At 61.0% G+C, this 18007-nt stretch carries 15 protein-coding genes; 10 read left to right on the plus strand and 5 right to left on the minus strand.

The window, feature by feature from the left end; all coding sequences use genetic code 11:
• Positions 1 to 44: 44 nt before the first annotated feature.
• Positions 45 to 1334: a glutamate-1-semialdehyde 2,1-aminomutase gene (hemL, locus tag CLM71_RS03600; protein WP_105229788.1), complete on the minus strand. Its 1290-nt coding sequence runs from the start codon at positions 1332 to 1334 to the stop codon at positions 45 to 47.
• Between the two features lie 210 nt (positions 1335 to 1544).
• On the opposite strand from hemL, the gene clcA reads away from it, so the two are divergent.
• On the plus strand, positions 1545 to 2966 hold the full coding sequence (gene clcA, locus CLM71_RS03605) for a H(+)/Cl(-) exchange transporter ClcA (RefSeq protein WP_105229789.1): 1422 nt from the start codon (positions 1545 to 1547) through the stop codon (positions 2964 to 2966).
• 103 nt (positions 2967 to 3069) lie between these two features.
• Positions 3070 to 3414, plus strand: a complete 345-nt coding sequence (gene erpA / locus CLM71_RS03610) for an iron-sulfur cluster insertion protein ErpA (RefSeq protein ID WP_015670939.1) — start codon at positions 3070 to 3072, stop codon at positions 3412 to 3414.
• Positions 3415 to 3457: 43 nt separating this feature from the next.
• On the opposite strand, the gene CLM71_RS03615 is transcribed toward erpA, so the two are convergent.
• From CLM71_RS03615 to mtnN, 3 genes are read right to left on the minus strand one after another with little or no spacing between them, the layout of a single operon-like run.
• Positions 3458 to 4072 (minus strand): TRIC cation channel family protein, encoded by a 615-nt coding sequence (locus CLM71_RS03615; RefSeq protein WP_105229790.1) that lies wholly within the window; start codon positions 4070 to 4072, stop codon positions 3458 to 3460.
• Positions 4072 to 4878: a vitamin B12 ABC transporter substrate-binding protein BtuF gene (gene btuF / locus CLM71_RS03620; RefSeq protein ID WP_105229791.1), complete on the minus strand. Its 807-nt coding sequence runs from the start codon at positions 4876 to 4878 to the stop codon at positions 4072 to 4074. The genes CLM71_RS03615 and btuF overlap by 1 nt, the downstream gene beginning before the upstream one ends.
• 1 nt (position 4879) lies before the next feature.
• Positions 4880 to 5581, minus strand: coding sequence for a 5'-methylthioadenosine/S-adenosylhomocysteine nucleosidase (gene mtnN / locus CLM71_RS03625; RefSeq protein WP_105229792.1), 702 nt, complete (start codon positions 5579 to 5581; stop codon positions 4880 to 4882).
• Between the two features lie 138 nt (positions 5582 to 5719).
• Here mtnN and dgt point away from each other — a divergent pair, with 138 nt between their 5' ends.
• The 3 genes from dgt (at position 5720) to CLM71_RS03640 (ending at position 10218) form a co-directional block, all read left to right on the plus strand.
• The gene (gene dgt / locus CLM71_RS03630) at positions 5720 to 7237 is read left to right on the plus strand and encodes a dGTPase (protein ID WP_105229793.1); all 1518 of its coding nucleotides are present in this window, start codon (positions 5720 to 5722) and stop codon (positions 7235 to 7237) included.
• Between the two features lie 222 nt (positions 7238 to 7459).
• Positions 7460 to 8887: a serine endoprotease DegP gene (gene degP / locus CLM71_RS03635; RefSeq protein ID WP_105229794.1), complete on the plus strand. Its 1428-nt coding sequence runs from the start codon at positions 7460 to 7462 to the stop codon at positions 8885 to 8887.
• Positions 8888 to 9066: 179 nt separating this feature from the next.
• Complete coding sequence (locus tag CLM71_RS03640) at positions 9067 to 10218, plus strand: CdaR family transcriptional regulator (RefSeq protein WP_054305125.1); 1152 nt, start codon at positions 9067 to 9069, stop codon at positions 10216 to 10218.
• A 1-nt stretch (position 10219) separates the two neighbouring features.
• Here CLM71_RS03640 and garD read toward each other — a convergent pair whose 3' ends face one another.
• The gene (gene garD, locus CLM71_RS03645) at positions 10220 to 11785 is read right to left on the minus strand and encodes a galactarate dehydratase (RefSeq protein ID WP_105229795.1); all 1566 of its coding nucleotides are present in this window, start codon (positions 11783 to 11785) and stop codon (positions 10220 to 10222) included.
• A gap of 451 nt (positions 11786 to 12236) precedes the next feature.
• Here garD and CLM71_RS03650 point away from each other — a divergent pair, with 451 nt between their 5' ends.
• Genes CLM71_RS03650 through garR form a run of 5 tightly spaced genes read left to right on the plus strand, consistent with a single transcriptional unit; the run spans position 12237 to position 18004 of the window.
• The gene (locus tag CLM71_RS03650) at positions 12237 to 13589 is read left to right on the plus strand and encodes an MFS transporter (protein WP_105229796.1); all 1353 of its coding nucleotides are present in this window, start codon (positions 12237 to 12239) and stop codon (positions 13587 to 13589) included.
• Positions 13589 to 14926: an enolase C-terminal domain-like protein gene (locus CLM71_RS03655; RefSeq protein ID WP_105229797.1), complete on the plus strand. Its 1338-nt coding sequence runs from the start codon at positions 13589 to 13591 to the stop codon at positions 14924 to 14926. The genes CLM71_RS03650 and CLM71_RS03655 overlap by 1 nt, the downstream gene beginning before the upstream one ends.
• A 24-nt stretch (positions 14927 to 14950) precedes the next feature.
• Positions 14951 to 16291, plus strand: a complete 1341-nt coding sequence (gudD, locus tag CLM71_RS03660; RefSeq protein ID WP_105229798.1) for a glucarate dehydratase — start codon at positions 14951 to 14953, stop codon at positions 16289 to 16291.
• A gap of 44 nt (positions 16292 to 16335) precedes the next feature.
• Positions 16336 to 17109, plus strand: coding sequence for a 2-dehydro-3-deoxyglucarate aldolase (gene garL, locus CLM71_RS03665; protein WP_105229799.1), 774 nt, complete (start codon positions 16336 to 16338; stop codon positions 17107 to 17109).
• A 10-nt stretch (positions 17110 to 17119) separates the two neighbouring features.
• Positions 17120 to 18004 carry a 2-hydroxy-3-oxopropionate reductase gene (gene garR, locus CLM71_RS03670; protein WP_105229800.1) on the plus strand — a complete coding sequence of 295 codons (885 nt, stop codon included), beginning with the start codon at positions 17120 to 17122 and terminating at the stop codon, positions 18002 to 18004.
• Positions 18005 to 18007: the final 3 nt, after the last annotated feature.

Genomic DNA, 18007 nt, shown 5'->3' on the forward strand with positions numbered 1-18007 from the left:
CTGAACGCAGGTTCAGCCCTTGTTGTTTGCGGTAACGTCCGCTGTTACAGCTTAGCGAAGCAGCGACGCGCGGCGTCGATGGTGCGCTGAATGTCTTCTTTGCTGTGGGCGACGGACATAAAACCTGCTTCAAAGGCGGACGGCGCCAGATATACGCCTTCGTCCAGCATCAGGTGGAAGAAGCGCTTAAAGCGTTCGGCGTCGCACTGCATCACGTCCTGATAGCAGGTGACTGCGTCGGCATCGGTAAAGAACAGGCCGAACATGCCGCCGACGTTGTTGATCACCAGCGGGATGTTCTCCGCCTGTGCGGCATGGCGCAGGCCGTCCGCCAGCATTTCAGTCAGTTCGTTCAGCGTCTGGTGAACGCCCGGCTGCGCCACTTCGCTCAGGCAGGCAAAGCCCGCCGCCATGGCGATCGGGTTGCCGGACAGCGTCCCGGCCTGATACACCGGGCCGGTCGGCGCCAGCGCTTCCATCACGTCGCGACGGCCGCCGAATGCACCTACCGGCATACCGCCGCCGATAATTTTACCCAGACAGGTCAGGTCCGGCTCAACGCCGTAGTGCGCCTGCGCGCCGGCCAGCGCCACGCGGAAGCCGGTCATCACTTCGTCGATAATCAACAGTGCGCCGTACTGGTCGCACAGCGCGCGCAGCCCCGGCAGGAAGTCCGGCTGCGGCGGTACGCAGTTCATATTGCCCGCCACCGGCTCGACGATAATACAGGCAATCTCTGACGGGAACTGTTCAAAGGCGCTGCGTACCGAGTCCAGATCGTTATAGGTGCAGGTCAGGGTATGTTTGGCGAAGTCCGCCGGTACGCCCGGTGAGTTCGGTTGGCCGAGGGTCAGCGCGCCGGAACCGGCTTTGACCAGCAGGCAGTCGGCGTGGCCATGGTAACAGCCTTCAAACTTGATGATTTTATCGCGCTGGGTGTAGCCGCGCGCCAGACGGATGGCGCTCATGGTGGCTTCGGTGCCGGAGTTCACCATGCGCACCATATCCATCGTCGGCACCAGTTCGGTCACCAGCGCGGCCATTTTCACTTCCATTTCGGTCGGTGCGCCAAAGCTTAGGCCGCGTTCGGCGGCGGCAATGACGGCGTTGCGAATGGCAGGATGGTTATGGCCCAGCACCATCGGGCCCCAGGAGCCGACGTAATCGATATAGGCTTTGCCGTCGGCGTCAAAAAGGTAGGCGCCGTCGGCACGTTCGATAAACAGCGGCACCCCGCCGACGCCGGTAAATGCCCGCACCGGGGAGTTCACCCCGCCGGGGATCAGCTGCTGCGCTTCGGCGTACAGACTTTCGGACTTGCTGTGTAAGCTCATAAATCGGCTCCAGGAATGTATATTGAATGTGTTTTACCGGGCTATTCTAGTGGAGTGCGCGCCGTTATGAAACGATCGCCGCAGCGTGATACGGGTAAACGGTGAGTTTCGCTGTTTGCCAAGAGAGGTGTGCCGTACGCTTTTTTGAGTATAGAATGGACGGCTCTGCGATTTATATGACTTATTCTTACCGGCGGTAACCAACCCCTTATGAGTGAGCAGCAACCACAACCCTCGTTAGTATTTACTCCGCGTGTGAAGCGCGTTGACAGTGTGCGTCAGTTTATTCGCCGTGATAAAACGCCGGTGGCGATCTTGTTGATGGCGGCCCTGGTGGGCGCGCTGGCCGGGCTATTGGGCGTGGCGTTTGAAAAGTCGGTGGACTGGGTGCAGCAACAGCGTTTTTCCGCGCTGTCGTACGTCGCCGATGCTTGGTATCTGGTGTGGCCGCTGGCTTTTCTGTTGTCCGCCGGGTTGGCGATGCTGGGCTATTATCTGGTGCGGCGTTTTGCGCCGGAGGCTGGCGGGTCGGGCATTCCGGAGATAGAAGGCGCGTTGGAAGAGCTGCGTCCGGTGCGCTGGTGGCGGGTTCTGCCGGTAAAATTTGTCGGCGGCATGGGCACGCTGGGCGCCGGCATGGTGCTGGGGCGCGAAGGGCCGACGGTGCAGATGGGGGGCAATGTCGGGCGCATGGTGCTGGATATCTTCCGTATCCGCGGCGCCGAGGCGCGCCACTCGCTGCTGGCGACCGGGGCGGCGGCGGGGCTGTCCGCCGCGTTTAACGCGCCGCTGGCGGGGATTTTGTTTATTATCGAAGAGATGCGCCCGCAGTTTCGCTACAACCTGATCTCGATTAAAGCGGTATTTATCGGCGTGATTATGTCGACCGTGGTCTACCAGCTGTGCAATGGTCAGCATGCGGTGATCGAGGTGGGTAAACTCTCATCGGCACCGACCAACACTCTGTGGCTGTATCTGGTGCTGGGCGCGGTGTTCGGCGGCGTCGGCGTGATGTTTAACCGGCTGATCTTCCGTACCCAGGATATGTTTGCCCGCCTGCACGGCGGCGAAATGCGCAAAATTGTGCTGATGGGCGGCGGGCTGGGCGGCCTGTGCGGCGTACTGGCGCTGATTCAGCCGGAGGCCGCCGGCGGCGGTTTCGGCCTGATTCCGATTGCGGCGGCGGGCAACTATACCGTCGGCATGCTGATGTTTATCTTTATCGCCCGGATTGTCACCACGCTGCTGTGCTTTGGCTCCGGCGCGCCGGGCGGGATCTTTGCGCCGATGCTGGCATTGGGTACGCTGTTCGGCACCGCATTTGGCCTGGCGAGCAGCCACCTTTTCCCGCAGTATGGCATCGAGCCGGGGACGTTCGCCATTGCCGGCATGGGGGCGCTGTTTGCCGCGACGGTGCGCGCGCCGCTGACCGGCATCGTGCTGGTGTTGGAAATGACGGACAATTATCAGCTGATTTTGCCGATGATCATTACGTGCCTTGGCGCGACGCTGGTGGCCCAGTTCCTCGGTGGTCAGCCGCTGTATTCGTCGCTGCTGGCGCGCACGCTGGAGAAGCAGCGGGCGGCGGAGAAAACAAGCAAAGAAAATGCAACAAATGCGGTGAATACTTGAACGCAACACTCAGGTATTGGATAATCACAGTATTAATCAGGTTGCCGGCACCCACCCGACGTATAAGGGAGCCTGATGCTGAATCATGTTGGGAGTTAAGAGTATGAGTGAAGAAACAGCACTGCCCCTGCAATTTACCGAGGCAGCAGCGAACAAGGTGAAATTCCTGATCGCTGATGAAGAAAATCCGAACCTGAAGTTGCGGGTTTACATCACCGGCGGCGGCTGCAGCGGATTCCAATACGGCTTCACTTTTGACGATAAGGTCAACGAAGGCGATATGACCATCGAAAAACAGGGCGTGGCTCTGGTGGTCGATCCGATGAGCCTGCAATATCTGGTGGGCGGTTCGGTGGATTATACCGAAGGTCTGGAAGGGTCGCGCTTTGTGGTGACCAACCCGAATGCCAAAACCACCTGCGGCTGCGGCTCGTCGTTCAGCATCTAATCTGACGTCCGATCTTAAGAAAACCCGCCGTAAGGCGGGTTTTTTATTGTTCGAGAATAAACGCCGGCAGCTTCAGGTGCCAGCGAATGGCCGCCAGCCGGATCAGCAGCGTAATGGTCATGCCGAGCATCATCGCCTGCTGCAGCGGCATGCCGAAGCTGGAATACGCCGTGGCGTGCACGATGCCGCCGATAATGCAGGCGGTGGCGTAGATTTCCGTGCGCAGGATCATCGGGATTTCGCGCGCCAGCACGTCGCGGATAATGCCGCCGCCGACGCCGGTAATCACGCCCATACATACCGCCACCAGCGCGCCGCTGCCGGCGGCAAAGGCCTTATTGACGCCGATGCCGACGAACACCGCCAGCCCGACCGCATCCAGCACCGGCAACACCCACTTCGGCAGGCGGCGCGGCTGGCGCACCAGCATCAGCGTCAGCACACAGGTGATCATCGCCACCACCAAATCGGTGGGATCCTGCACCCAGAACACTGGGCCATTGGCCAGCGCCATGTCGCGGATGGTGCCGCCGCCCACGGCGGTCACCACCCCGAGCACCAGCACGCCGAAAGGATCCATCCGCAGCTTGCCGGCCAGCAATACGCCGGAGATGGCGAACACCGCCGTGCCGAGGATATCCAGCCAGAACACCAGCATCAGCGAATCTCCGCCAGCTGGCTGCACAGCTGCTGCGCCGCCAGCATAATGCGCGGCCCTGCGCGGTTGAACCAGTCTTCATTCAGCGCGATGATCGGCACCTGCAGCTGAGGCGACCAGAATGCTTTGACGTTGGCAACCTCTTTGGCGCCGCCGCTGATGACGATCGCCTGCGGCTGACGAGCCAGCACCTGCTCGCGGCCGATTTGCGGCCAGGGTACGCGGCTGTCGGCAAAGATGTTTTCGCCGCCGCACAGGCTCAGCAGTCGGCTTTGCAGCGTCGCGGCGGAGCTGGTGAACAGCGGCTGGGTGCCGAACTGCAGCAGCACGCGGCGCTGTGGGTTATCGGCATAGCGGGCCTTCAGATGGGCGAGCTGCTGGCGTACCTGCGCTGCTGACTGATGCGCCTGCTCCGGGTGCGGACTGTAAGCGGCCAGATCGTCCAGCAAACGGGCGATCTCTTCCGGCGTTTTGGCGTCGGCGTAAAAGATCGGAATGCCGAATGCGGCGAGCTGATCCAGGACCCGCTGCGGATTGCCGCCGCGCCAGGCCAGGATCAGATCCGGCTTTAACGCCAGGATCCGCTCCAGATTAACCCCTTGCCACGACGCCACCTGTTCGAGCTTCTTGGCCTGCGGCGGGTAATCGGAAAAGGCGCTGGCCGCCAGCAGGGTATCCCCCATGCCGGCGGCGTAGGCCAGTTCGGTGGTATTGGGCGCCAGGCTGATCACCCGCTGTGCAGCAGCTGCGGGCAGGGAGACCGCCAGCGCCAGCAGCCACAACAGGCAGCAAAAGCGTCGTTTCACCTTAGTCGCGCTTTGCCAACATCTGCAGCATTGCGTTGACCATCAGCGAGGACTGTTTGGCGGCTACGGTCAGGAACTCGTCAAAGCTCATATGCGACTCGCTATCGGCCACGTCGGAGATGGCGCGCACCACCACAAACGGCGTACCGAACTGGTGGCAGACGTGGGCGATCGCCGCCGCTTCCATTTCCACCGCTGCGACGCTCGGGAAGGTGGCGCGAATGCGTGCCAGCGGTTCTGCGCCGTTGATAAAGGCGTCACCGCTGCAGATCAGGCCGCGTACCGCGTTAAGATCCAACTGGCGGATGCAGTGTTCCGCCAGGGCGATCAGCGCGTCGTTGGCGACGAACGCCGCCGGGCAGCCCGCCATCTGGCCCGGCTCATAGCCGAATGCGGTGACGTCGGCATCGTGGTAGCGGACTTCTTCGGACACCACGATATCCCCGACTTTCAGCGTGGCGGCCAGACCGCCGGCGGAACCGGTGTTGATCACCATATCCGGCTGGCAGTGCTCCAGCAGCAGGGTGGTGCCCATCGCCGCCGAGACTTTACCGATGCCGGATTTCAGCAGCGCAATCTCTACTCCGTTGATCTGGCCGGTGTAAATTTCACAGCCTGCGCGCTGGATGGTCTGACGGTTTTCGATTTGATCGCGCAGCAGGGTAACTTCCTGCTCCATGGCGCCGATAATGCCTACTTTCATAAATAATACTCGCTGATAGGGGGAAGAAGTGCCGCATAGTCTATCATGGCTGTTAAACAGAGATAATCCGTTGCATCCGCCGTGTGGAATTGTTATCACGGAGGCAGACGCGCCAGGGCCAAAACAGGGGAGCCGCAGATGTCCGGGATCGACTTTAAACAGAAAATCAGCTTTCAGCGCCCGTTCAGCAATCCGATCGCGGCGGAGCAGGAATATGACATTGTCCGCCAGTTTGAAAGCGACCGCGGGCGGATCGTCAACTCGGCGGCGATTCGCCGGCTGCAGCAGAAAACCCAGGTCTTCCCGCTGGAGCGCAACGCGGCGGTGCGCAGCCGGTTAACCCACTCGATGGAAGTACAGCAGGTGGGGAGGCACATTGCCAAAGAGATCCTCAACCGCTTTAAGCAAGAGCAGCGTATTGATGAACTCGGCCTGACCAATCTGCTGGATCCGTTTGAAAGCATCGTTGAAATGGCCTGCCTGATGCATGATATCGGCAATCCGCCGTTTGGCCACTTCGGCGAGTCGGCGATTAACGACTGGTTCAGCCAGCGGCTCGATCCGGCCAGCAGCGGCAGCGAGCCGAACAGCCAGGACGGCTGCCAGGTCGAGGTGCTGCGCCTGCGTGAAGGGGATGGCGATCTGAACCGGCTGCGCAGCCGCATCCGCCACGATCTGAGCCAGTTTGAAGGCAACGCACAGGCGATCCGGCTGGTGTATACGCTGCTGAAACTGAATCTGACCTATGCCCAGGTGGGCTGCATCCTGAAATATACCCGCCCGGCGTATTGGGCGCAGGATATCCCCGCCAGCCACAGCTATCTGATGAAAAAGCCGGGTTTCTATCTGGCGGAGGAAGCGTTTGTTGACCGCCTGCGGCGTGAATTGCAGATGGGGGAATTCGACCGTTTCCCGCTGACTTATATCATGGAAGCTGCCGATGATATTTCTTATTGCATTGCCGATTTGGAAGACGCGGTGGAAAAAAACATTTTCACCGTCGATCAGCTTTATCACTATTTGAGCCAGGAATGGGGCGCGGTGACGCCGGGCGATCTGTTTGATAAAACGGTGGCCGGCGCGTTTGGCAAAATAGCGCAGGGCGGCGCGCGACGCAGTTCGGAAGATCAGTTCTTTATGTACCTGCGGGTATTTACCGTTGCTAAACTGGTGCCTCATGCCGCCGGGCGTTTTATTGATAATCTGGACGCGATTTATCAGGGCAGCTTTAATCAGGCGCTGCTGGAGGATTCCAGTCCGGCATTCCGGCTGCTGAAAGTCTTCAAGAAGGTGGCGTTTAAATACGTGTTCAACCATCCGGAAGTGGAACAGCTGGAGCTGCAGGGCTACCGGGTCATCAGCGGTCTGCTGGATATTTACAGCCCGCTGCTGGCGATGTCGCTGGCGGATTTCAGCCAACTGGTGCAGGAAGACAGCCACCGTGGTTTCCCGATTGAGACGCGGCTGTTTCATAAATTGTCCACCAAGCATCGGCTGGCTTATATCGAAGCCGTCGAGGGGATACAGTATTTATCCCCGGAGCAGCGGGAGATTCGAGAATATTATTTCCGCGCGCGGCTGTTACAGGATTATATCAGCGGTATGACCGATCTTTATGCCTATGATGAATACCGACGTTTAATGGCAGCAGAATAATCCCGGCGCGTAAACATCTCTTATCCCACCGCGTCATTCAGGGCGCGGTTTATTATTTAGAGAAGTGTAAAGACGAAGAATATTTTTTTACGCTTCTCAATACTCCACGGCTGAACTTCAGGTTATTAATAGGTTCTCATTGAGTACAACAAGCGCAATACCCTGCGGCGCCCGCTGAACGGGGTATGTCCCTGCATTGACTGACTTTATAGAGACACACAGATGAAAAAAACCGCATTAGTTCTGAGCGCCCTGGCTTTCAGCATGGGTATGGCCCTTGGCCCGGCAAGCGCCGCCGCCGCAGAAACGGCTTCCGCCAGCACGCCGTCGTCACAGTTGCCGAGCCTGGCGCCGATGCTGGAAAAGGTGATGCCGTCGGTGGTCAGCATCAACGTTGAAGGCAGCGCCGCCGTCAATACGCCGCGTATGCCGCAGCAGTTCCAGCAATTTTTCGGCGAGGACTCGCCGTTCTGTCAGGACGGTTCGCCGTTCCAGGGCTCGCCGATGTGTCAGGGCGGGCCGGGTGGCCAGGGCGCCAAAGAGAGCTTTAAGGCGCTGGGCGCCGGGGTGGTGATCGATGCGGCGAAGGGCTACGTGGTGACCAATAATCATGTGGTGGACAACGCCAGCAAGATCCAGGTGCAGTTGAGCGACGGCCGCCGCTTTGACGCCAAGATCATCGGCAAGGATCCGCGCTCTGATATTGCGCTGATCCAGCTGAAAAACTTCAAGAACCTCACCGCGATCAAAATGGCGGATTCCGATCGGCTGCGGGTCGGCGACTACACGGTGGCGATCGGCAACCCTTATGGCCTGGGTGAAACCGCCACCTCCGGTATAGTTTCGGCGCTGGGGCGCAGTGGCCTGAACCTGGAAAACTACGAAAACTTTATCCAGACCGATGCGGCGATCAACCGCGGCAACTCCGGCGGCGCGCTGGTTAATCTGAACGGCGAGCTGATCGGTATCAACACCGCGATCCTGGCGCCGGACGGCGGCAATATCGGTATCGGCTTCGCCATTCCGAGCAATATGGTGAAAAGCCTGACGGCGCAGATGGTGCAATATGGCCAGGTCAAACGCGGTGAACTGGGCATTATGGGCACCGAGCTGAATTCCGAGCTGGCGCAGGCGATGAAGGTCGACGCCCAGCGCGGCGCCTTCGTCAGCCAGGTGATGCCGAAATCCTCCGCCGCCAAAGCGGGCATCAAGGCGGGCGATGTGATCGTCACCATGAACGGCAAAGCCATTTCCAGCTTCGCCTCGTTCCGCGCGCAGATCGGCACGCTGCCGGCCGGCAGCAAAATGTCGCTGGGGATTATCCGCGAGGGCAAACCGGTCACCGTGGATGTGACGCTGGAGCAAAGCAAGCAGACGCAGGTTGATTCCGGCAATATCAATGCCGGCATCGAGGGGGCCGAACTGAGCAACGCGCAGGCCGGCAACCATAAAGGGGTCAGGGTCGACAGCGTGAAGGCCGGCAGCGCCGCCGCCAGCATTGGCCTGAAGAAAGGCGACGTGATCCTGGGGGTCAACCAACAGCCGGTGCAGAACCTGAGCGAACTGCGCAAAATTCTCGACAGCAAGCCGCCGGTACTGGCGCTGAACATCCTGCGCGGCGACAGCACGCTGTACCTGCTGATGCAGTAATCTGCTTGCGCTCTCTCATCCGACAGGCACGCTACGGCGTGCCTTTTTCATGTTGCTAAATTGTGAAGCCTGCCACAACTCCCGGCGCTGCCGAAACGCTTTGGGCATCTGCACAATGTGCCGCTCTCAGCGCGTCGGTATGCTGGGCGATTATCTAAAATCGGGTTGGGGCGAATTGAATGGCGGAATACCATCTTGACGGCAAGCTGGCGCAGGAAATCGTGGCGCGCACCATGCAAATCATTGACGGCAATGTCAATGTGATGGACGCGCGCGGCAGGATCATCGGCAGCGGCGACCGTGAGCGGGTCGGTGAACTGCACGAAGGGGCTCTGCTGGTGCTGTCGCAGGCCCGCGTGGTGGATATTGATGAAGCCGTCGCCCGCCATCTGCACGGCGTGCGGCCGGGCATCAATCTGCCGCTGCGCATCGACGGCAGCATCGTCGGGGTGATCGGCCTGACCGGCAATCCGGCGCAGCTGCGCCAATACGGCGAGCTGGTGTGCATGGCGGCTGAAATGATGCTGGAGCAGGCGCGGCTGATGCACCTGCTGGCGCAGGACAGCCGTTTTCGTGAAGAGCTGGTGCTGAACCTGATCCGTGCGGAGGCGCTGTCGCCGGCGCTGATGGAGTGGGCGCAGCGGCTGGGTATCGACCCTGAAGAGCCGCGCGTGGCGGCGGTGGTCGAGGTGGACAGCGGACAGCTCGGCGTCGACAGCGCAATGGCGGAACTGCAGCAGCTGCAGGCGCTGCTGACGCTGCCGGAGCGCGACAATCTGATTGCCATCGTCTCGCTCAGCGAAATGGTGGTGCTGAAGCCGGCGCTCAACGGCCACGGTCGCTGGGACGCCGAAGATCATCGTCGCCGGGTAGAGAACCTGCTGTCGCGCATGAAAGAGAGCAGCCGGCTGCGGGTGCGGGTCGCGCTGGGCAATTACTTTACCGGACCGGGCAGCATCGCCCGCTCCTACCGCACCGCGCGCACCACCATGGCGGTGGGCAAGCAGCGGATGTTCGAGCAGCGCGCCTACTACTACCAGGACCTGATGCTGCCGGTGCTGCTGGACAGCCTGCGCGGCGGCTGGCAGGCGGACGAGCTGGTCAGGCCGCTGGCGCGCCTGAAGGCGATGGACGGCAACGGCCTGCTGCGGCGTACTCTCAGCGCCTGGTTTTTGAATAACGTACAGCCGAGCGCCACCGCCAAGGCGCTGTATATTCACCGCAACACCCTGGAATACCGCCTGAACCGCATCTCCGAACTGACCGGCCTGAACCTGTCCAGCTTCGACGCACGTTTACTGCTGTATATCGGCCTGCAGCTGGACGAATAGCTCAGGTGACCGGCGCCGGGTTGAACACCGCCAGCGCATTGTGCAGTCCCCATTGATCCGACCAGGTTTTCTTGCGCCCGCTGGCGATGGCCAAAATCAGTTCAAACAGTTGCCAGCCCACCTGCTCGATGGTGGCTTCGCCGCTGGCGATGCTGCCGGCGTCGATATCCATCAGATCGTGCCAGCGTTCGGCCAGCGCGCTGTGCGTCGCCATTTTGATCACCGGAACGGCGGTCAGGCCGTAAGGCGTGCCGCGTCCGGTGGTGAACACCTGCAGGGTAATGCCGGAGGCCAGCTGCTGCGTACCGCAGACGAAGTCGCTGGCGGGCGTGGCGGCGAAGATCAGGCCGCGTTTACTCGGGCGCTGGCCGGGGGAGAGCACTTCGACAATCGCGCTGGCGCCGGACTTGGCGATCGATCCCAGCGCCTTTTCCACCACGTTGGCCAGCCCGCCTTTTTTATTGCCGGGCGACGGGTTGGCGCTGCGGTCGGTCTGCCCCTGGCTGAGATAATCGTCGTACCAGCGCATCTCCTCCAGCAGGCGCCGGCCTACTTCCTGGTCGGCGACGCGCGGCGTCAGCAGATGAATGGCGTCGCGCACTTCCGTCACTTCCGAGAACATCACCGTAGCGCCGCAGCGCACCAGCAGATCGGAGGCATAGCCCACCGCCGGGTTGGCGGTCACGCCGGAGAAAGCGTCGCTGCCGCCGCACTGCATGCCGACCACCAACTCTGACGCCGGGCAGGGTTCGCGCCGGCGTTGATTGAGTTTGCGCAGATGCCGTTCCGCCAGCGCCAGAATATCGTCCACCATTGATTTAAACCCGATATGCTTCTCATCCTGCAGACGCACGATCTGCCCGGCGTCCAGCGAGATCGGCTGCACATCGGGGGTGCCCTGCAGCAGCCGTTCCGGCTGCAGTTTCTCGCAGCCAAGGCCGACCACCATCACTTCGCCGCCGAAATTGGGGTTAAGCGCCAGATTATGGATAGTGCGGATCGGCACCACGGCGGCCGGCGCGTTGATGGCGACGCCGCAGCCGTAGAGATGGTTCAGCGCCACCACGCCGTCTACGTTGGGGTAGTTCGGCAGCAGATCGCGCTCGATGATTTTCACCACGAAGTCGACCACGCCGGCGACGCAGTGCACGCTGGTGGTAATCCCCAGCAGGTTTTTAGTGCCGACGCTGCCGTCGGCGTTGCGGTAGCCCTCGAAGGTGTAGCCCTCCAGCGGCGGCAACGGCGGCGGCACGCGATTGGCCAGCGGCAGGCTGTCCAGCGCCGGCGCTTCCGGCAGCGTCACCAGCGACTCATCAATCCAGCCGCCGCGTAAGATATCGCGCTGTGCATAGCCGATGGTTTCCCCGTAGCGAATAATCGCTTCGCCGGCGGCGATATGATTCAACGCCACCTTATGCCCCTGCGGCACATGTTCAATTAGCTGTAAACCGCAGGGAAACAGCGTGCCTTTGGCTAATCCCTGCTTATTGACCACGATAGCGACATTATCATCGGCGTGCACCTTAATATATAGCGGCGCGTCGTGGCGGGTATTTATTTCAGACATTACAACCTCACTTGCCTTAATTATTATTTTTGCTGCGAGATTAATCGGCAGATGTGCTCACCTGATTAAGTATAGGTTTACCAGTCAGAGGGCGACATTATGCAAATGACCGGTATTACGCGGCGGCAGCGGTAAATTATTTGGCATTGCGCCAACGGTACGTGAGGCCGATCACGGCCTGACGGGGTTTCGTGAGCCGTCCGGCGTTATCTTGGGCAGATGCCCCAAACTAACGCGCATATTGGGCTGATACTTGGAATATTGCCCGATGAGCTTCGTTTGCGGGCTACATATACTTTTCGCAGAGCAAAATTATTGGGCTTTGATATTAACCGCAACGGAATTAATCGCACTGCTCACAGGTGAGGTTTATTTAATTCAACCCATTTCGTTCTGAGATATTCATGCAGTTCAGGATGAAGATAGCAATGGCTAGATTCAGGAGAACACCATGTCAACAATCAGTTCCGCAACCGGCGCAATAAAAAGAACCAATACGCGCTACTGGATTGTGGTGATGCTGTTTATCGTCACGTCATTTAACTACGGCGACCGCGCCACGCTGTCGATCGCCGGTTCGTCAATGGCTCAGGATATCGGGCTGGATCCGGTCGGGATGGGCTACATCTTCTCCGCCTTTTCCTGGGCGTACGTCATCGGCCAGATCCCCGGCGGCTGGCTGCTGGACCGTTTTGGATCGAAGCGCGTCTATTTCTGGAGCATCTTTATCTGGTCGCTGTTCACCCTGCTGCAGGGGTTTGTCGATATCTTCAGCGGCTTCGGCATTGTGGTGGCGCTGTTTGCCCTGCGTTTTCTGGTCGGACTGGCGGAAGCGCCTTCGTTCCCGGGCAACAGCCGCATCGTCGCCGCCTGGTTCCCCGCTCATGAGCGCGGCACGGCGGTGTCGATTTTCAACTCGGCGCAGTATTTCGCCACGGTGATCTTCGCGCCGATCATGGGCTGGCTGACGCACGCCGTCGGCTGGTCGCACGTGTTCTTCTTTATGGGCGGCCTGGGGATTGTGCTGAGCTTTATCTGGCTGAAGGTGGTGCATAACCCGAAAGATCACCCGCGCATTAACCAGGCCGAAATGGACTATATCGAAGCCGGCGGCGCGCTGACCAATATGGATCAGAAGCAGCCGCAGGCGCAGCCGGTGAAAGGTGAGAAATGGCGGCAGATCAAACAGCTGCTGCAGTCGCGCATGATGGTCGGCGTTTATATCGGCCAGTACTGCATCAACGCGCTGACCTACTTCTTTATTACCTGGTTTCCGGTCTATCTGGTGCAGGCGCGCGGCATGTCGATTCTGAAAGCCGGCTTTGTCGCCTCGGTGCCGGCCATCTGCGGCTTCGTCGGCGGCGTGCTGGGCGGGGTGATCTCTGACTATCTGATGCGCCGCACCAACTCGCTGACCTTCTCGCGCAAGGCGCCGATCGTGATCGGCATGCTGCTGTCGATGTCGATGATCTTCTGTAACTACGTAGACACCGAGTGGATGGTGGTCGGCATTATGGCGATGGCGTTCTTCGGCAAGGGGCTGGGGGCGTTGGGCTGGGCGGTGATGGCCGATACCGCGCCGAAAGAGATCAGCGGCCTGAGCGGCGGGCTGTTCAATATGTTCGGCAATATCTCCGGCATCGTGACGCCGATCGCCATCGGCTACATCATCGGCACCACCGGCTCATTCAACGGCGCGCTGCTGTACGTCGGCATCCATGCTCTGCTGGCGGTGGTCAGCTATCTGTTTATCGTCGGTGAAATCAAACGCATCGAACTGAAACCTGTCGCACGGGGGGCATGATGAGCGATACGCAGAGCACGCCAACCATCACCGCCATGCGCGTGATCCCGGTCGCCGGCTACGACAGCATGCTGCTGAATATCGGCGGCGCCCACGGCGCCTGTTTCACCCGCAATATCGTGGTGCTGACCGACAGCGCCGGCCATACCGGCGTGGGCGAAGCGCCGGGCGGCGAGGTGATTTACCAGACTCTGACGGCGGCGATGCCGCAGGTGGTGGGGCAGCAGGTTGCGCGGATGAACAGTCTGGTGCACGCGCTGCACGGCGGCAGCCAGCCGGCAGATTTCGACGCCTTCGCCAGCGGCGCCTGGACGTTTGAACTGCGGGTCAACGCGGTGGCGGCGCTGGAGGCCGCGCTGCTGGATCTGCTGGGGCAGTGTCTTGGCGTACCGGTGGCGGAGCTGCTTGGCCCCGGCAAACAGCGCGATGCGGTGACGGTGCTGGGCTATCTGTTTTACATCGGCGACCGCCGGCGCACCGATTTGCCGTATCAGGCCGGTGAGCAGGGCGGCCACCCGTGGTATCACCTGCGCCATCAGGAAGCGATGGATACGGCAGCCATTGTTGAGCTGGCGGCGGCGGCGCAGGATCGCTACGGCTTTAAGGATTTTAAACTCAAGGGCGGCGTGCTGCCGGGCGAGCAGGAGATCGAGGCGGTGTGCGCCCTGGCGCAGCGCTTCCCGCAGGCGCGCATCACCGTCGATCCCAACGGCGCCTGGCGGCTGGATGAGGCTATCGCGCTGTGCCGCGGCATGAACGGCATCCTGACCTATGCGGAAGACCCGTGCGGCGCAGAGCAGGGCTTTTCCGGCCGTGAAGTGATGGCCGAGTTCCGCCGGGCAACCGGCTTGCCGGTGGCGACCAATATGATTGCCACCAACTGGCGGGAAATGCGCCACGCCACACAGCTGCAGGCGGTGGATATTCCGCTGGCGGATCCGCACTTCTGGACGATGTCCGGTGCGGTGCGGGTGGCGCAGCTGTGCGACGCGTGGGGGCTGACCTGGGGCTGCCACTCCAATAACCACTTCGATATTTCTCTGGCGATGTTTACCCACGTCGGCGCGGCGGCGCCGGGGAAACCGACCGCCATCGATACCCACTGGATCTGGCAGGAAGGCCAGCATCTGACGAAAAACCCATTGCAAATCGTCGACGGAAAAATTGCGCTGCCTGACGCGCCGGGTCTCGGCATCGAGCTGGACTGGCAGGCGCTGGAACAGGCGCACCGGTTGCATCAGACGCTGCCGAGCGGGGCGCGCAACGATGCCCAGGCGATGCAGTATCTGGTGCCCGGTTGGCGTTTTGACCGCCGGCGCCCGGCGTTCGGCCGTTGATTTCACTCTGAAAAGGACAGACTTATGACCACGTTTCACAGTGCTCCAAAAATTATCGCCATGCAGGTGGTGCCGGTCGCCGGCCATGACAGCATGCTGCTGAACCTGAGCGGTGCCCACGCGCCGTTTTTCACCCGCAATATTGTGATTCTGCAGGATAACGCCGGCAATACCGGCGTCGGAGAAGTGCCAGGCGGCGAAAAGATCCGCCAGACGCTGGAGGATGCGCAGCCGCTGGTGGTGGGGAAAACGCTCGGCGAATATAAAAACGTGATGACGGCGGTGCGCCAGCGCTTCGCCGATCGCGATGCGGCGGGACGCGGCCAGCAGACGTTCGATCTGCGCACCACCATCCACGTGGTGACCGGCATTGAAGCGGCGATGCTCGATCTGCTGGGGCAGTTCCTGGAGGTGCCGGTGGCGGCGCTGCTGGGGGACGGGCAGCAGCGTGAGTCGGTGGAGATGCTCGGCTATCTGTTCTATATCGGCGACCGCAATAAAACCCCGCTGCCGTATCAGAGCCAGCCGGACGATGCCTGCGACTGGTACCGGCTGCGCCATGAGGAGGCGCTGACGCCGCAGGCGGTGGTGCGCCTGGCGGAAGCCGCCTATGAGAAATACGGTTTTAACGACTTCAAGCTGAAAGGCGGGGTGCTGGCCGGCGAAGAAGAAGCCGATGCGGTCACCGCGCTGGCGGAGCGTTTCCCGCAGGCGCGCATCACGCTCGATCCGAACGGCGCCTGGTCGCTGGAAGAAGCGATCCGTCTGGGCAGGCGGCTGCGCAACGTGCTGGCTTACGCCGAGGATCCGTGCGGCGCCGAGCAGGGCTTCTCCGGTCGCGAAGTGATGGCGGAGTTCCGCCGCGCCACCGGCTTGCCGACCGCCACCAATATGATCGCTACCGACTGGCGCCAGATGCACCATACGCTGCAGCTGCAGTCGGTGGATATCCCGCTGGCGGACCCGCACTTCTGGACGATGCAGGGATCGGTGCGGGTGGCGCAGCTGTGCCACGAATTCGGTCTGACCTGGGGATCGCACTCCAATAACCATTTCGATATCTCGCTGGCGATGTTCACCCACGTGGCCGCCGCCGCGCCGGGCAACATCGCCGCCATTGATACCCACTGGATCTGGCAGGAAGGCAACCAGCGCCTGACGCGCGAACCGCTGACCATCGCCGGCGGCCGCGTGGCGGTGCCGCAGAAGCCGGGGCTGGGGATCGAGCTGGATCGCGATCGCCTGATGAAGGCGCATGAGCTGTATAAAACCCACGGCCTCGGCGCGCGCGATGACGCGATGGGTATGCAGTTCCTGGTGCCGGATTGGGCCTTCGATAATAAACGCCCTTGCCTGGTGCGCTAATCCGCCTTGTTCGTCTTTTCACCCTTCAACGTAAAGGATACGCCATGAACAGTTGTCACAACCGCTTTCGTCAGTCTCTGCAGCAGGGGGAAACCCTTATCGGCTGTTGGTCGGCGCTGGGCAACCCGATCTCGACCGAAGTGCTGGGGCTGGCCGGTTTCGACTGGCTGGTGCTGGACGGCGAGCATGCGCCGAATGATATCACCACCTTTGTGCCGCAACTGATGGCGCTGAAGGGCAGCAGCAGTGCGGCGGTGGTGCGGCCGCCCTGTAACGAGCCGGTGATTATCAAACGCCTGCTGGATATCGGTTTTTTTAACTTCCTGATCCCGTTTGTGGAGAGTGAAGAGCAGGCGCTGCAGGCGGTGGCGGCCACGCGCTATCCGCCGGCCGGCATTCGCGGCGTGTCGGTCTCCCACCGCAGCAACGGCTACGGCACGGTCAGCGATTACTTCAGCAGCGTTAACGACAATATCAGCGTGCTGGTGCAGATCGAAACGCAGGCGGGCATCGACCATCTGGATGCCATTGCCGCGGTGGAGGGCGTTGACGGTATCTTCGTCGGCCCCGGGGATCTGTCCGCCGCGCTGGGGTATCTCGGCCAGCCGAATCATCCGCAGGTGCAGGCGGCTATTCGACACATCTTTGAGCGTGCGGCGGCGGCGGGGAAACCGAGCGGCATTCTGGCGCCGGCCGAAGCCGATGCGCGCCGCTATCTGGAGTGGGGGGCGAAATTTGTCGCCGTCGGCAGTGATTTAGGCGTGCTGCGCGGTGCGACGCAGGCGCTGTGCGACCGTTTTAAACCTGGTGTGAAATAAGGAGCAGAAGATGAAAATTGGATTTATCGGCCTGGGCATTATGGGCAAACCGATGAGCAAAAACCTGTTGAAAGCCGGCTATGCGCTGGTGGTGCTGAATCATCGGGCGGAAACCACCGCCGAGCTGAGCGAGCTGGGTGCGGAGAGCGCCGATACGCCTAAAGCGGTGGCGGCGCAGTGCGACATCGTGATCACCATGCTGCCCAACTCACCGCAGGTGCAGGAGGTGGTGCTGGGGGAGAACGGCGTTATTGAGGGGGCGAAGCCGGGCACGGTGGTGATTGATATGAGTTCGATCGCACCGTTGGCCAGTCGGGAAATCAGCGCCAGACTGGCGGAAAAGCAGGTTGCCATGCTGGATGCGCCGGTCAGCGGCGGCGAGCCGAAGGCGATTGACGGCACGCTGTCGGTGATGGTCGGCGGCGAGAAGGCGGTGTTCGACCGCTGCTATGAGGTGATGAAGGCGATGGCCGGATCGGTGGTGCATACCGGCGAGATCGGCGCCGGCAACGTGACGAAATTGGCGAACCAGGTGATCGTCGCGCTGAATATCGCCGCGATGTCGGAAGCGCTGGTGTTGGCCACCAAGGCCGGCGTCGATCCTGAGCGGGTCTATCAGGCGATTCGCGGCGGGCTGGCGGGCAGCACGGTGCTGGATGCCAAAGCGCCGATGGTGCTGGCGCGTAATTTCAAACCGGGGTTCCGCATCGAATTGCACATCAAGGATCTGGCTAACGCGCTGGACACTTCGCACGGTATCGGTGCGCAGCTACCGCTGACCTCGGCGGTGATGGAGATGATGCAGGCGCTGCGGGTCGACGATCTGGGCGGTGCGGACCACAGCGCTTTGGCCTGTTATTACGAGAAGTTGGCCAAAGTCCAAGTCACGAGTTAGGGA

It is taken from the genome of Serratia sp. MYb239 (assembly GCF_002966855.1).
Classification (GTDB): domain Bacteria; phylum Pseudomonadota; class Gammaproteobacteria; order Enterobacterales; family Enterobacteriaceae; genus Serratia_B; species Serratia_B rhizosphaerae.

What these genes read in the sequence shown, in the direction of transcription:
- hemL (WP_105229788.1), bottom strand. Translation starts at nt 1,334, where the DNA reads ATGAGCTTACACAGCAAGTCCGAAAGTCTGTACGCCGAAGCGCAGCAG.
- clcA (WP_105229789.1), top strand. Translation starts at nt 1,545, where the DNA reads ATGAGTGAGCAGCAACCACAACCCTCGTTAGTATTTACTCCGCGTGTG.
- erpA (WP_015670939.1), top strand. Translation starts at nt 3,070, where the DNA reads ATGAGTGAAGAAACAGCACTGCCCCTGCAATTTACCGAGGCAGCAGCG.
- CLM71_RS03615 (WP_105229790.1), bottom strand. Translation starts at nt 4,072, where the DNA reads ATGCTGGTGTTCTGGCTGGATATCCTCGGCACGGCGGTGTTCGCCATC.
- mtnN (WP_105229792.1), bottom strand. Translation starts at nt 5,581, where the DNA reads ATGAAAGTAGGCATTATCGGCGCCATGGAGCAGGAAGTTACCCTGCTG.
- dgt (WP_105229793.1), top strand. Translation starts at nt 5,720, where the DNA reads ATGTCCGGGATCGACTTTAAACAGAAAATCAGCTTTCAGCGCCCGTTC.
- degP (WP_105229794.1), top strand. Translation starts at nt 7,460, where the DNA reads ATGAAAAAAACCGCATTAGTTCTGAGCGCCCTGGCTTTCAGCATGGGT.
- CLM71_RS03640 (WP_054305125.1), top strand. Translation starts at nt 9,067, where the DNA reads ATGGCGGAATACCATCTTGACGGCAAGCTGGCGCAGGAAATCGTGGCG.
- garD (WP_105229795.1), bottom strand. Translation starts at nt 11,785, where the DNA reads ATGTCTGAAATAAATACCCGCCACGACGCGCCGCTATATATTAAGGTG.
- CLM71_RS03650 (WP_105229796.1), top strand. Translation starts at nt 12,237, where the DNA reads ATGTCAACAATCAGTTCCGCAACCGGCGCAATAAAAAGAACCAATACG.
- CLM71_RS03655 (WP_105229797.1), top strand. Translation starts at nt 13,589, where the DNA reads ATGAGCGATACGCAGAGCACGCCAACCATCACCGCCATGCGCGTGATC.
- gudD (WP_105229798.1), top strand. Translation starts at nt 14,951, where the DNA reads ATGACCACGTTTCACAGTGCTCCAAAAATTATCGCCATGCAGGTGGTG.
- garL (WP_105229799.1), top strand. Translation starts at nt 16,336, where the DNA reads ATGAACAGTTGTCACAACCGCTTTCGTCAGTCTCTGCAGCAGGGGGAA.
- garR (WP_105229800.1), top strand. Translation starts at nt 17,120, where the DNA reads ATGAAAATTGGATTTATCGGCCTGGGCATTATGGGCAAACCGATGAGC.